14 protein-coding genes are annotated in these 12,757 nt (G+C 64.0%); 9 read left to right on the top strand and 5 right to left on the bottom strand.

The window, feature by feature from the left end:
- The first annotated feature begins 29 nt into the window (after window positions 1-29).
- Window positions 30-995, top strand: a complete 966-nt coding sequence (locus ACE04A_RS07035) for a 2-hydroxyacid dehydrogenase (protein WP_448716288.1) — start codon at window positions 30-32, stop codon at window positions 993-995.
- Between the two features lie 72 nt (window positions 996-1,067).
- On the opposite strand, the gene ACE04A_RS07030 is transcribed toward ACE04A_RS07035, so the two are convergent.
- A complete protein-coding gene (locus ACE04A_RS07030) occupies window positions 1,068-1,469 on the bottom strand; it encodes an Imm1 family immunity protein (RefSeq protein ID WP_100856124.1) in 402 nt (133 codons plus the stop codon).
- Window positions 1,470-1,622: 153 nt separating this feature from the next.
- Between ACE04A_RS07030 and ACE04A_RS07025 the strand changes: the two genes are divergently transcribed.
- A complete protein-coding gene (locus tag ACE04A_RS07025) occupies window positions 1,623-2,156 on the top strand; it encodes a hypothetical protein (RefSeq protein ID WP_448716290.1) in 534 nt (177 codons plus the stop codon).
- 59 nt (window positions 2,157-2,215) lie between these two features.
- Here the strand turns inward: ACE04A_RS07025 and ACE04A_RS07020 are convergent, their stop codons facing one another.
- Window positions 2,216-2,422 carry a hypothetical protein gene (locus ACE04A_RS07020; protein WP_259246609.1) on the bottom strand — a complete coding sequence of 69 codons (207 nt, stop codon included), beginning with the start codon at window positions 2,420-2,422 and terminating at the stop codon, window positions 2,216-2,218.
- Window positions 2,423-3,031: 609 nt separating this feature from the next.
- Window positions 3,032-3,370 (bottom strand): ISC system 2Fe-2S type ferredoxin, encoded by a 339-nt coding sequence (gene fdx, locus ACE04A_RS07015; protein ID WP_485819984.1) that lies wholly within the window; start codon window positions 3,368-3,370, stop codon window positions 3,032-3,034.
- Here fdx and ACE04A_RS07010 point away from each other — a divergent pair.
- Window positions 3,344-4,294, top strand: coding sequence for a carbonic anhydrase (locus ACE04A_RS07010; RefSeq protein ID WP_485819983.1), 951 nt, complete (start codon window positions 3,344-3,346; stop codon window positions 4,292-4,294). The two genes, fdx and ACE04A_RS07010, sit on opposite strands and share 27 nt — an antisense overlap.
- Before the next feature lie 147 nt (window positions 4,295-4,441).
- Here ACE04A_RS07010 and ACE04A_RS07005 read toward each other — a convergent pair whose 3' ends face one another.
- Window positions 4,442-5,590, bottom strand: a complete 1,149-nt coding sequence (locus tag ACE04A_RS07005) for an extracellular catalytic domain type 1 short-chain-length polyhydroxyalkanoate depolymerase (RefSeq protein WP_485819982.1) — start codon at window positions 5,588-5,590, stop codon at window positions 4,442-4,444.
- Window positions 5,591-5,619: 29 nt separating this feature from the next.
- Window positions 5,620-6,042 (bottom strand): ribbon-helix-helix domain-containing protein, encoded by a 423-nt coding sequence (locus ACE04A_RS07000; protein ID WP_100857784.1) that lies wholly within the window; start codon window positions 6,040-6,042, stop codon window positions 5,620-5,622.
- Between the two features lie 230 nt (window positions 6,043-6,272).
- Here ACE04A_RS07000 and ACE04A_RS06995 point away from each other — a divergent pair, with 230 nt between their 5' ends.
- From ACE04A_RS06995 to ACE04A_RS06970, 6 genes are read left to right on the top strand one after another with little or no spacing between them, the layout of a single operon-like run.
- The gene (locus ACE04A_RS06995; protein WP_127184846.1) at window positions 6,273-7,262 is read left to right on the top strand and encodes a LysR family transcriptional regulator; all 990 of its coding nucleotides are present in this window, start codon (window positions 6,273-6,275) and stop codon (window positions 7,260-7,262) included.
- The gene (locus ACE04A_RS06990; RefSeq protein ID WP_485819981.1) at window positions 7,259-8,746 is read left to right on the top strand and encodes a SidA/IucD/PvdA family monooxygenase; all 1,488 of its coding nucleotides are present in this window, start codon (window positions 7,259-7,261) and stop codon (window positions 8,744-8,746) included. Before ACE04A_RS06995 ends, ACE04A_RS06990 begins: the two co-directional genes overlap by 4 nt.
- Window positions 8,743-9,717 carry an ABC transporter permease gene (locus ACE04A_RS06985; RefSeq protein ID WP_046805847.1) on the top strand — a complete coding sequence of 325 codons (975 nt, stop codon included), beginning with the start codon at window positions 8,743-8,745 and terminating at the stop codon, window positions 9,715-9,717. Before ACE04A_RS06990 ends, ACE04A_RS06985 begins: the two co-directional genes overlap by 4 nt.
- Window positions 9,714-10,631 carry an ABC transporter permease gene (locus ACE04A_RS06980; protein WP_050449686.1) on the top strand — a complete coding sequence of 306 codons (918 nt, stop codon included), beginning with the start codon at window positions 9,714-9,716 and terminating at the stop codon, window positions 10,629-10,631. Before ACE04A_RS06985 ends, ACE04A_RS06980 begins: the two co-directional genes overlap by 4 nt.
- Window positions 10,628-11,638, top strand: coding sequence for an ABC transporter ATP-binding protein (locus tag ACE04A_RS06975; protein ID WP_485819980.1), 1,011 nt, complete (start codon window positions 10,628-10,630; stop codon window positions 11,636-11,638). The genes ACE04A_RS06980 and ACE04A_RS06975 overlap by 4 nt, the downstream gene beginning before the upstream one ends.
- Entirely contained in the window at window positions 11,635-12,651 is a 1,017-nt protein-coding gene (locus ACE04A_RS06970; protein WP_485819979.1) for an ABC transporter ATP-binding protein, read from the top strand. Before ACE04A_RS06975 ends, ACE04A_RS06970 begins: the two co-directional genes overlap by 4 nt.
- The last annotated feature ends 106 nt before the right edge of the window (window positions 12,652-12,757 follow it).

Here is a 12,757-nt window from a genome sequence, read left to right as displayed (position 1 = left end):
TCGATGAACCATCCCCATAAGCCGCACCCATGACCGATTCCCTGCCCTCCTCCGCCCCGCACCTGTTGATGGTCGGCCCTTTGCTGCCGGACCTGATTGCGGACCTTGAATCGCGCTATCACGTGCATCGCTTGTGGGAAGCGGCTGATGCCGACGCGCTGCTGCGCGAACACGGAGCGAACATTCGCGGCATCGCTACCAGCGGGCGCTTTGGCGCCACGGCCGAGCTGATCAACGCCCTGCCGGCGCTGGAAGGTATCTTCAGTTTTGGCGTGGGCTACGACACCATCGACCTGACTGCCGCGAAGGCGCGCGGCGTGGTCGTCACCAACACACCGGGCGTGCTGGACGCCTGCGTCGCCGACACGGCGCTCGCCTTGATGTTGGCCGCGCCACGTCGCATCGCCCAAGCCGACCGCTTCGTGCGCGCCGGCCGCTGGCCCAATGAAGGCTTTCCGCTGGGCACCCGCATGAGCGGCAAGCGCTGCGGCATCGTGGGCCTGGGCAATATCGGCTTGCAGATCGCCCGCCGCGCCGCCGCCTTCGACATGGAAATCCTGTACACCAACCGCAAGCCGCGCGCCGATGCGCCGGCGGAATATCGCTACGTCGCAGACATTGAAACGCTGGCCGCCCAGTGCGACTTCCTGGTGCTGGCCGTGCCGGGCGGCGGCGCCACGCAGCATATGGTGAACGCGCGGGTGCTGGACGCGCTGGGTCCACAGGGCTGGCTGATCAACATTGCGCGGGGCACGGTCGTTGACGAAGCCGCGCTGGTCAGCGCCTTGGAAAACAAGCGCATCGCGGGCGCCGGGCTGGACGTGTTCGAACACGAACCCGAGACCCCGGCCGCCCTGCACGCGATGGACAACGTGGTGCTGCTGCCGCACATCGCCAGCGGCACGCACGAAACCCGCCGCGCCATGGCCGATTTGATGGTGGCGAATCTGGACGGCTGGTTTCGGGATGAGAAAGTGCTGACGCGGGTGGTTTAAGGCGATGGCACGAAAGCGCCGGCGTCGCGGCGCTTGGGCCAAAGCGGTTGGGCACAGCGCTTGAACTTGCCCTTACTCGCTGACCCACTGCAAGTCGGGTGACGGCGCGCCTTCCTGTTGGAAATGCAGCAGAGCCGCCTTCGCCATGTCCCGGTCCACGCATTGGTACTGCTGGTAGCTGCCCGCCTGGCCCCCCACCACCACTTCCTGATCGTGGTCTTCCGAGCGCGACGGGTCGATCAGCGTATAGATGCGCGCGTCGTCATCCAGCGTGATGGACACGACGAACGCGCCATCGCCGCCCCCGATCGCCATGACGGTTTCGTCTTCCGTCACGAAGGCGATGGAACTGAATTGCGCGCCGTCCAGTTGGTCCAGCGCGGCCAAGTTATCGGCGTGACTTGGGTCGTCGCGCTCGCTGACCGCGACGCGTTCGCCCAGACGGCGTTCTTCAATCAGTTTTTTTATTTTCACAGCGTTCCAGCCCCCTTGGTCATGGACGCGTGGCCACCCGCGTGGGCCAGCGCCGCTCTATTGCTGCCCCGTAATAAACAAGGCGCGAAAAGAAGCAGTCTACCGGGATCGGGGCAAGCAGGTGCGGGCCACGGTTTATGCCAGAATTGCGCCATGAAATTGATCATCACCGCCGCCGTTCTGCTATTGGCCACCGTGGCATCCATCGTTTATCGGGTGACCCGGCGCAGCCCCGACGACACCGGCCACCGCATCCGCAGCGATCTCGTCGCGGGCGGCTTGATGTTTGCGTTTATTGCGCCCGCCATTGGCGGCATCGCAGTCACGCTGGTGCTCAGCGCCATTTCACAGACCCCTAGAAACCTGATGATCATGGTTTTCGGCCTGCCCTGGTTTTATTTATTTGGCGTAATCCCCGCGCTGCTGTGCGGCATCGTGGCCGGCGCGCTGAGGCCCGTGCGATCCACCTGGGCGGCGCTGGGCAAGATTGCGCTGGTCGGCCTGGTCTTTGGAATGGGCTCTTTCCTGCCGTTCTCCGGCCGCGATGCCGAAGTGCGCGACGTCCTCTTCCCGTTCTTCGTGGGTGGTCTGCCCGGGATGCTCAGCGGCTTTTTCTGCGCCTACTGGTTCTACGGCAAACCCGGCAGCGTGCGTCCGACAAGCGCAGACGCGTCACAAGTGGCGTGACGTGAAACGAAGCGCCCCGGCGTGGTCAACTGCAAGCCGCGCCTGAGCGTCAACCGCTATCAGCGCTCTTCCTGCCGTTCCTTCTCTTCGGCCGCCGCCACATCCTCCAGCTTCACCGTCTGCGTACAGCCATTGGCTGCCGCACATTGGCCGGGCTGTTGCGAGCTTTTCACGCACTCGGCAAAGGCCAGCGCGGCGTCCACCGTCGGGAAGTGGTACGAATGTCCATCCGTGAAAGCGACCTTTCCTTCGACTGAGCAATCCATGCCTGACTCCGTTAGCGACGCAATTCTTCGTCGGCATAGCCAAACGGCCAGCGGCGCTTGTTCGGTTCAGGGGTCGGCTTTTCGTTATTCATGATGGACTCCAATATTCGAATATAAGAATCCTATCCGCGCAGTTGTAACAGCGACGTAAGGGTTCGCAAACAAGCCCTTCATTGCTACGGTGTGCGCGCATGTCATGAATAAGTGATAGCAGGCGGCAATCGCCCACAAGGGCGATATTCCCCTGACCGCATCCAGTGCTATCAATAAAGCGCCAAGGGAGAAACCGCCGTCCGTCGGCATAACAACATCCGGCCCGATACGGATTGGCGATCTGAGGGAGGGCTTTGTCATGGCCTCAGGCTCACGACTGTCTGACGTAATTGTCAAACTGCCGGACCGGTCGACCGTACGCATTGAACGTCGCCTGGTTATTACTCGAAGCGCCGACGCGCCGCCAGAACATCGCTATGTCTGCACGCTGGAATCAGGCGAGCAAGTGACTTGGCTGGGCGATGGCAAGTACCGTTTGCCAGACGGCGCCGTCGCGGTGGCCGTGGCACACAAGCGCCCGTAGTCACGACGGGCAGCGCAGCGTTGCCCTTCACTTCAGTGATTTTCCTTTGCGTGATTGACCGTGTACTTGGGGATGTCGACCGTCAGGTCCTGTTCGCCGACGATGGCCTGACAGCTCAAGCGCGACTGCGGTTCGACGCCCCACGCGCGGTCCAGCAGGTCTTCTTCGCCCTCTTCCACGTCGTTAAGCGCATCAAAACCGCTGCGCACGATGCAATGGCAGGTCGTGCAGGCGCGGCTTTTTTCGTACGCGTGTTCAATATCAATGCCGTGATCCAGCAACGCATCACAGAGGGACGTTCCCACGGACACGTCCAGCACGGCGCCGGCGGGTGCAAGATCGGGATGGGGAAGAACGGTGATTTTTGGCATATCGGGCCACCTTATGTGTCGGTCTTGGAAGATTCAAACCAGTACCCCGAGACTAAAGATGCCCACGTTGGCAAGGTCAAGCGCCCGCTAGCGCAAATAATTGTCAAGTCCACACGAGTTACCGTGTCAAAACACTGTTATCGCCGCACAATCAATGCGCACGAATTCTCTGGACATCTCGTCCTTTGGGAGAACCATATGTGCGATTGCGCTGCTTGCGTTACCCCTTCCCCGGACTCCACCCCACGCCGTCGCCTGCTATTGGGCGCGGCAGGTCTTGCTGCTTTCGGCGCGACCGGCTGGGCGGAAACGGCCAATGCCGAAGTCCCGTCCAACGATATTGGCGGCGAAGAAGCCTTGAAACGACTGATGGCCGGCAATGCCCGGTATGCGGCAAACAAACCCAACATGCGGGACTTTTCAGCGGGCCGGGCGGCTCGCGTCAAAACGCAAAAGCCGATCGCCGCGATACTCAGTTGCTCTGATTCCCGGGTAGCGCCGGAATTGGCCTTCGACCAAAGCCCGGGCGATGTCTTCATCGTTCGGGTCGCGGGAAACTTCGTCAACGAAGATGGCCTGGCCAGTTTCGAATTCGCCGCGAAGGTTTTGAACGCGCCGTTGATCCTGGTGCTGGGCCACAACAACTGCGGCGCGGTGGACGCCGCGATAAAGGTCCTGAAAGAAAACGCCGAACTGCCCGGCCATCTTCCACAATTGGTCAACGCCATCAAGCCCGCCGTGGAACGCGCCAGCAAGGGCGACCCCAAGAACCTGCTGACCGCCTCCATCGCCGAAAACGTCCGCCAGGCCGTCCAGCGCTTGCAGACGGCGCAGCCGGTGTTGCAAGGCATGGTCCAGGAAAAGAAGTTGATGGTGGCGGGCGGCGTGTATGACCTGGCGACGGGGAAGGTGACGTTGGTTTGATTAAGCGGTTGATTGCTCGGGTTGATTGCGTTGGCTTAATCGCCCCGACCTGACCCACGCTTGCACGGTCGCGGGCGTTTCTGATGGAAGGCCGCGACCGGATAGCGAAAGCGGGCATCCCGCCCCGCCTGGTGATTGCCTAGTTGCTTACTGCTTTACCGCCAAGGGATGCTCAAAGAAGAACCGCAGCATTTCTTGCGTAGCATCCGGCCCGCTCAGGTCCGTGTACGACCCCTTGGGCGACCCGCCAGCCCAGGCATGGCCGGCGCCGTGCACCTCCCAATATTCCGCAACAACCTTGCCCTGCGCGTTCGTGTACACGCGCTTGGTGCTGTCACGCCCTTGGTTCGCCCCCGCCACGCGCTGGCTTTGCACGCGCGCATCCGGCCCGGCGCTGGCGGCGACGACCGCGCCGGCGTTGGCCGGGTGCACGGTGTTATCGCGGTCCCCATGAAAAACAATGGTCGGCACCGGCGTGCTGGACGCCGCGCCCGGCCGGACCCCAATACCCTTCATGGCCGACAAGGCGGACGGCAGGTCCTTGGCCGCGCCCGCTGCCAGGCCCGAATGCACGCCCGCCGCCGCATACAACTGCGGATAGGTGTCGGCCAGAATCGCGGCCATCGCGCCGCCCGCCGACAGCCCCGCCACATAGACGCGCCGCGTATCGATGCCGTATTCGGCGATGACGTGGCGCGTCATGTCCGCCAATATCGACGGCTCGCCTTTGCCGGCCTGCTGATGGTTGTGCTTGAACCAGTTCCAGCACTTCTGCGGATTGGTTTCGCGCGGCTGCACCGGATACAGCACATAGAAACCCTGCTTTCGCGCGGCGTCGTTCATGGCGGTGCCGGCCGCGAAGTCGTCAGCGTCCTGCGTGCAACCGTGCAGCATCACCACCAGCGGCCTCGCTTGCCCGTTCACGCCTGGCGGCACATACAGCTTGTAGGCGCGCTGACCGGCGGTATTGCGAAACGAACCCGCCGTGAAGAAATCACCCTGCGTGGCGGAGGACTCGCCGGGCGCGCGATGGGTGGGTTGGGATGTCGGAGCGGCGCCATCGTCACGCGCCGAGGACGGCGCGGCGGCTGGGGATGATGCGCTCGGCGACGACGCGGGAACCTCGCGCGCCTCGACGTCAATCACATCGGCCTCGTCATAGCGCGGCGCGGCGGATGCCGCCGTGGGCGGCACGCCCATCAAAGCGGCTTGAATGGCGGCGGTGGCCGCGGCCAGGTTGCCGGAACGGGTAAGCCGCGTGGCTTGGCTCATCAGTTGCTGAAATTCTGGGTGCATGGAGTGACCTTTGAAGCGGCAATAACGTGTCAGCGGATGCGCTGACTCAGGGCAGCCTTGACGGCGGGGCTGGCGTGCAAAGCCCCCAATACCGTCACGGATTCAATCGTGGCCAACGCCAATTCGGGCGTCACGTCCGGCGCAATGGTCGCCAGCCCCAGGATCCGGATTTGCAGCATTTCACCGGCCGCTTGAACCGCGAGCAGATCGTCGACCGTGTAGTGCTGAATTCCCAACACCAGTGTTTTCCGGCTGACCGCCTGCCGCACGGCATCGCCATGGGCGGCAAGCTGGTTGCGGATGGCGGTGCGGATCAGGTCGGTCCGGTTGGCGTAGAAGCCCTCTTGAACCAGAAGATCAATCTGGCCCAGGTCGACATAACCCAGGTTGATCGTGATCTTTTCGTCTGAGGGCTTGGGAGCGGAAGCGAGGCGTGGGGGACGTGGAGGCATGGAACAAAGCATAAAACCATCCAAGTGGATGGCCTATGGATGTTTCAACTTGATAGACCTTCGAACGCCGATCGGGTCGACGGGGATCTGTCCCTAAGCCCTTGAAATAACGAGAAGTTATGAAACTGCATAAGGAAATGCCCACATAGGGAATTTACTTATGCCTTTTAACTATTTGCAGCGCGCATACTTGCCAGGTCAGAATTCGCTCTGAGCATAAAGCACCCCAGATGGAACTTCGCCAACTCGAGGCCTTCGCGGCCGTCATGTCTACAGGTAGCGTCACCGCTGCCGGGCGTCTGCTTGGGCGTTCGCAGCCGGCCATCAGCCGCCTGTTGCAAGAGCTTGAAGCGGAAATCGGCTATGCCCTGTTCAACCGCAGCGGGCCGCGCGTCACGCCCACCGAACAGGGCTTTCTGCTGTATGACGACGTGGAACGCGCGCTGGCCGGTTTGCAGCAGATTCGCAGCCGCGCCGAAGAAATTGCGCGCGGCCAGGCCAAGCCGCTGCTGCTAGCGGCAACGTCCGCGCTGGCTGCCGGCCTGGTGCCGGACGCGCTCAAACGCATCGAATCCCAAACCGGCGCCATGCGGGTGCAAGTGCGCAGCGCCTCGCCCGAACGGGTCGTGCACGCAGTGCTGACCGGCGCCGCGCAACTGGGCGCCACCAGCCTGCCGTTGGAACATCGCGGCCTGACCGTGCATTGGATCGCGCAAGCGCCCTGCGTAGTGGCCTTGCCCGAAAACGATCCGCTGGTCGCGCATGCCGTGGTGCCCGTCGCCCTTCTGGCCGGCCGCCGCCTGATCACCATGGCCAACCCCTACCGCCTGCGTCGCCGCCTGGACGCCGCGTTGGCCCCCGACGGCAATGCGCCCGGCACCATCGAAACCAATTCGTCCGTCAACGCCCTGGCCGCCGTGCGCGCCGGCTTGGGTGTGTCGGTGCTGGAACCGATTACCGCTTACGGCGTCCCGATGCCGGGCGTGGCGATCCGGCCTATCGACCTGGACATCCCTTTCTTCTTTGGGGTCATCACCCCGCAGCCGCAACCGCAACCTCAACCGTTGACGCCCGCCTGCCAGGCCATGGCCGACGCGCTGGCCGAAGCCGCCGCCGCGCTGCTGCCCGGCTTTGTGCTGCACGACGCCAGCGAGCACGCCGCGCTGCTGCATTCTGTCTACGGTGATGACGCCCCTGTTTTGGACTCCCCCACACTATGAATTTGCCCGTTGCCACCCCGCCGCAAGGCTTGGATGCGCTGGAAGCGCGTCTGCGGCAAGACCTGTCCTGGCTGGAAATTCCCGCCAAGAACTGGGTTGCGCCCCGTCTGGTTGACGGCCAACAAGTACTGGACGTTGTCGTCATCGGCGGCGGCATGGCCGGCCTGGCCGCGGCCGCATCGTTGACGCACCTGGGCATCACCGCGCCCATCTTCGACCAGGCGCCCGAAGGCTACGAAGGCCCGTGGGCCACCACCGCCCGCATGGAAACGCTGCGTAGTCCCAAGCAGCTGACCGGCCCCGCGCTGGGCTTGCCCGCGCTGACGTTCCGCGCCTGGTTCGAAGCGCAGTTCGGCACCGCCGAATGGGACGCGCTGGACAAGATTCCGCGCCTGCAATGGATGGACTACCTGCGCTGGTATCGCCGCGTGCTGAACCTGGACGTGCGCAACAACCATCGCGTGCTGTCCGTGCAGCCGCGCGCCGACCGCCTGGTGCAACTGGACATCGAATCGCCCGCCGGACGCAGCACCGTGCTGGCCCGCCGCGTGGTGCTGGCCACCGGCCGCGCCGGCCTGGGCGGCGCCTATGTGCCTGACTTTGCCAAGAAACTGCCGCGTGACCGCTGGGCGCATTCGTCCGACGTGATGGACTACGCCACGCTGGCCGGCAAGCGCGTTGGCGTCGTGGGCGCGGGCGCGTCCGCCATGGACAGCGCAGGCACGGCGCTGGAAGCCGGCGCCGCCAGCGTCGACCTGCTGATCCGCCGCAATGACATCCCGCGCGTGAACAAAGGCAAAGGCGCGGGCAACCCCGGCCTGACCCACGGCCACCTGACCCTGCCCGACGAATGGAAGTGGAAGATCCGCCACTACATCAACGCCGCCCAAGTGCCGCCCCCGCGCGGCAGCACCTTGCGCGTGTCGCGCTTCCCGAACGCACGCTTCAACCTGGGCTGTGGCGTGCAAGACCTGGCAATGGTGGGCGACGACATCCACGTCACCACGCCCAAAGGCGTGTTCGTGCTGGACTTCCTGATCTTCTCGACGGGCTTTCGTATCGACTGGACCGTGCGCCCGGAATTCGCGCCGCTGGCGCCTCACGTGCGCAACTGGGGCGACCGGTTCACCCCGCCCCCCGGCGAAGAAGACCAGGAACTGCATGATTCGCCCGACCTGGGCGCCGTCTTCGAACTGCAAGAAAAAGTCCCCGGCGCCTGCCCGGGCCTGGACCGCGTGCACTGCTTTTCCTACCCCGCCGCGCTGACCCAAGGCACGATCTCGGGCGACATCCCGGCCATCAGCGACGGCGCCAAGCGCCTGGCGCAAGGCATCGCCGGCCTGTTCTACCGCGAAGACGTGGAAACGTACTACGCGAATATGGAAGCGTTTTCCGAACCGGAAGTGTTCGGCGATGAATGGACGCCGGCCCCGCCGCCCGCGGCAATTGCCACCCCGGCCTCGCAAGCGGAGACCACGCAATGACCGGTTGGTTGATACGCCGTGTCGCGCAAGCGGCGGTGGTGGTGTTGCTGATGACGCTGATCGTCTTCGTGGGCCTGCACGCCATCGGCAACCCCGTGGACATCCTGATCGGCCAAGACGTCGACCAGGTGGACCGCGCCCGCATCATCGCGGAACTGGGCCTGGACAAGCCGCTGTGGCAGCAATACCTGGGCTTTCTGAACGGGGCGCTGCACGGCAACCTCGGCAACAGCTTCGTCTACAACATCCCCGCGATTGAACTGGTGATCCAGCGTCTGCCCGCCACGCTGGAACTGGCGATCAGCGCGCTGCTGCTGGCCGTCATCATCGGCCTGCCGCTGGGCTTGATTGCCGGCCTGTACCCCGACAGCCGCTTTTCCAAAATGATCATGGCCGGCAGCATCGTCGGCTTCTCACTGCCCACGTTCTGGGTGGCGCTGATGCTCATCATGACGTTCAGCGTGTCACTCGGCTGGCTGCCCGCCAGCGGGCGTGGGCAAACGGTGGAATTCCTGGGCTTTCAGTGGTCGTGGTTGACCGCCGACGGCTGGCGCCATTTGATCCTGCCCGCGCTGAACCTGTCGCTGTTCAAGATTTCGCTTGTCATCCGCCTGACCCGCGCCGGCGTGCGCGACGTGATGCCGCTGGACTTCGTGAAGTTCGCGCGCGCCAAGGGCTTGTCGCCGTTTCGCGTGGTCTGTGTGCACGTGCTGCGCAACACGATGATCCCGCTGGTGACGGTGCTGGGCCTGGAGCTGGGTTCGACGATTGCGTTCGCCGTCATCACGGAAAGCATTTTCTCGTGGCCGGGCGCCGGCAAGCTGATTCTGGACAGCCTGAACGCGCTGGACCGCCCCGTAATCGTCGCCTACCTGATCGTGGTCGTGTGCCTGTTCGTCACCCTGAACCTGATCGTCGACATTCTTTATAAAGTGCTGGACCCCCGGGTACGGCTGGAGGGCTCGGCATGAGCACCACTGCAACCCCCGAGAAGGTTCCGGCCCTGCGCCGCGAATCGCCCTGGCGCCGCAACCTGACTGAATTCCTGTCGTCCAAGACGGCGGTATTCGGCCTGGCCGTGGCCACGCTGCTGATCCTGGCCGCCATCTTCGCGCCGTGGATTTCGCCGCAGAACCCGTATGACCTGCTGCAAATCGACGTGCTGGATTCCCGCATGCCGCCGGGTTCCATGAATGGCCTGGACACCTTCCACTATTGGCTAGGCACCGACGGCCAGGGCCGCGACCTGCTGTCCGGCATTCTGTACGGTCTGCGCATCAGCTTGATGGTGGGCGTGGGCTCGGCCGTTATCGCCGGCATCGTCGGCACGCTGCTGGGCCTGCTTGCCGCCTACGCGGGCGGCAAGGTCGACGCCTTCATCATGCGTTTGGTCGACCTGATTCTGTCGTTCCCGTCCATCCTGGTTGCCATGATGATCCTGGCCTTTCTGGGCAAGGGCGTGGGCAACGTGGTGCTGACGCTGGTGATTCTGGAATGGGCCTACTACGCCCGTACCGCACGCGGCCAAGCCCTGGTGGAACGCCGCCGTGAATACGTCGAAGCCGCCCGCTGCCTGGACATTCCCAACTGGCGGATCATGCTCAAGCACATTCTGCCCAACTGCCTGCCGCCGCTGATCGTCATCGGCACCTTGCAGATTGCGCGCGCCATCACGCTGGAGGCCACGTTGAGCTTTCTGGGCCTGGGCGTGCCGGTGACCGAACCGTCGCTGGGTCTGCTGATTTCCAACGGCTTTCAATACATGCTGTCCGGTGAATACTGGATCAGCTTCTACCCCGGCATCGCGCTGCTGATCACCATCGTCGCCATCAACCTGGTGGGCGACCGCCTGCGCGACGTGCTGAACCCAAGGACTCACAAATGACCGACCGCACCGCTACCGGCGCGCCGGCCACGCTTGAAGTGCGCAACCTGCGCACGCACTTCCATACCCGCGCGGGCGTGCTGCCCGCCGTGGACGACGTGTCGTTCACGCTGGAGCGCGGCAAGATTCTGGGCCTGGTCGGTGAATCCGGCTCGGGCAAATCCGTGACGGGCTTTTCCATCATGGGTCTGGTTGACGCCCCCGGCCGTATCGTCGGCGGAGAAATCCTGTTCCAGGGGCGCGCCCTGACCAAGCTGGCTCCGCGCGATCTGCGCCGCCTGCAAGGCAACCGCATCGCCATGATCTTTCAAGATCCGATGATGACGCTGAACCCCGTCTTGCGGGTGGACGTGCAGATGATCGAAACCGTGCGCGCGCATAACAAGATGAGCAAGGCGCAGGCCCGCACGCTGGCCCGCGACACGCTGGGCATGATGGGCATTCCCAGCCCCGAAGAACGTTTGCTGGCCTACCCGCATCAGCTGTCTGGCGGCATGCGCCAGCGCGTGGCCATTGCCATCGCCATGCTGCACCGCCCTGACCTGATCATTGCCGACGAACCCACCACGGCGCTGGACGTCACCATCCAGGCGCAGATTCTGTCTGAAGTGCAAAAGCTGGCGCAGCAGCACGGCACCAGCCTGATCTGGATCACGCATGATCTGTCGGTCGTGGCGGGTCTTGCTGATGACGTGGCCGTGATGTACGCCGGCCGCATCGTTGAACACGGCAAGGTCGACGACGTGCTGGACCGCCCGCAGCACCCCTACACCGTCGGCCTGATCGACAGCCTGCCCAGCAATAACCTGCGGGGCCAGCGCCTGCGCCAGATCCCCGGCATGACGCCCAACCTGCTGCACCTGCCCGCCGGCTGTGCGTTTTCCGCGCGTTGCTCGCGTGCCACCGCCGCCTGTGGCCAGCAACCCGGCATCACTCAAGCCCTGCCCGAACACGACGTGCGCTGCTTCCATCCGACTATCCAGATCCACAACGAGGTGACGGCATGACTGTATCCGCCGCCCCCACGCCGCTGATTGACCTTTCCCAAGTCAGCAAGCGCTTTGGCGAAAGAAAGGTCGGCGCAGCCGGCCGCGCCATGCAGCGCATGGGCTTGTCCAAGCCGCCCGCCATCACGCGCGCCGTCGACAACGTGGACCTGATCGTGAACCCCGGCGAAGTGGTCGGCCTGGTGGGTGAATCCGGCTGCGGCAAATCCACGCTGGGCCGCATCGCCGCCGGCTTGTTGACGCCGTCCGGCGGTGAAGTGCGCATCAACGGCGTGCGCCCGTCCGACATGAACTCGGCCGCCGCCCACGCCGCGCGCCTGACCGTGCAGATGATTTTCCAGGACCCCTACGCCAGCCTTAACCCGCGCCTGCGCGTGGACGAGATCGTGGGCGAAGCGGCCCGCATCCACGGCCTGGTCGGCAATGGCGACTTTGACGACTACGTCAGCGCCCAGCTGGAACGCGCGGGGCTCGACCCCGCCCTGCGCCAACGCTATCCGCACCAATTCAGCGGCGGCCAGCGCCAACGCATCGGCATCGCCCGCGCACTGGCCGTACAGCCGTCCATGCTGGTGTGCGACGAAGCCGTGGCCGCGCTGGACGTGTCCATTCAAGCGCAGATCTTGAACCTGTTCATGGACCTGCGTGAAGAACTGAACCTGACGTATCTCTTCATCAGCCATGACCTGGGCGTGGTGGAACACCTGTCTGACCGCGTGGTCATCATGTACCTGGGCCGCGTCGTGGAAACGGCCACGGTGGACGAAGTGTTCCAGCGCCCCAACCACCCGTACACGCAAGCGCTGCTGGCGGAAATTCCCAGCCTGAAGTCGCGCCACAAGATCTTTACCGCGATCAAAGGCGAGATTCCCAGCCCGCTGAACCCGCCCGGCGGCTGCCATTTTCATCCGCGATGTCCGCATGCGATGCCGCGCTGCAAGACCGAGGTTCCCACGTTGAAGGGAATCGCCATCAACCATTTAAGCGCCTGTCATTTGAACGACATGGCCTGAACCTAATTGGCCGCGTTGTCCTGAATGCCTTGAATTCCTTCAGTGGCCTGAATGACAACGCAGCCTTCGGAACACTTAACTCGTTCCCCCCCTACCAAGGCCCCCG

The organism is Achromobacter colocynthidis, assembly GCF_057334535.1.
This window is presented reverse-complemented; position numbering and strand designations above follow the sequence as displayed.

What these genes read in the sequence shown, in the direction of transcription:
- ACE04A_RS06995 (WP_127184846.1), top strand. Translation starts at nt 6,273, where the DNA reads ATGGAACTTCGCCAACTCGAGGCCTTCGCGGCCGTCATGTCTACAGGT.
- ACE04A_RS07010 (WP_485819983.1), top strand. Translation starts at nt 3,344, where the DNA reads ATGGGGAAGAACGGTGATTTTTGGCATATCGGGCCACCTTATGTGTCG.
- ACE04A_RS06975 (WP_485819980.1), top strand. Translation starts at nt 10,628, where the DNA reads ATGACCGACCGCACCGCTACCGGCGCGCCGGCCACGCTTGAAGTGCGC.
- ACE04A_RS06980 (WP_050449686.1), top strand. Translation starts at nt 9,714, where the DNA reads ATGAGCACCACTGCAACCCCCGAGAAGGTTCCGGCCCTGCGCCGCGAA.
- fdx (WP_485819984.1), bottom strand. Translation starts at nt 3,370, where the DNA reads ATGCCAAAAATCACCGTTCTTCCCCATCCCGATCTTGCACCCGCCGGC.
- ACE04A_RS07000 (WP_100857784.1), bottom strand. Translation starts at nt 6,042, where the DNA reads ATGCCTCCACGTCCCCCACGCCTCGCTTCCGCTCCCAAGCCCTCAGAC.
- ACE04A_RS06985 (WP_046805847.1), top strand. Translation starts at nt 8,743, where the DNA reads ATGACCGGTTGGTTGATACGCCGTGTCGCGCAAGCGGCGGTGGTGGTG.
- ACE04A_RS06990 (WP_485819981.1), top strand. Translation starts at nt 7,259, where the DNA reads ATGAATTTGCCCGTTGCCACCCCGCCGCAAGGCTTGGATGCGCTGGAA.
- ACE04A_RS07035 (WP_448716288.1), top strand. Translation starts at nt 30, where the DNA reads ATGACCGATTCCCTGCCCTCCTCCGCCCCGCACCTGTTGATGGTCGGC.
- ACE04A_RS07020 (WP_259246609.1), bottom strand. Translation starts at nt 2,422, where the DNA reads ATGGATTGCTCAGTCGAAGGAAAGGTCGCTTTCACGGATGGACATTCG.
- ACE04A_RS07025 (WP_448716290.1), top strand. Translation starts at nt 1,623, where the DNA reads ATGAAATTGATCATCACCGCCGCCGTTCTGCTATTGGCCACCGTGGCA.
- ACE04A_RS07005 (WP_485819982.1), bottom strand. Translation starts at nt 5,590, where the DNA reads ATGCACCCAGAATTTCAGCAACTGATGAGCCAAGCCACGCGGCTTACC.
- ACE04A_RS06970 (WP_485819979.1), top strand. Translation starts at nt 11,635, where the DNA reads ATGACTGTATCCGCCGCCCCCACGCCGCTGATTGACCTTTCCCAAGTC.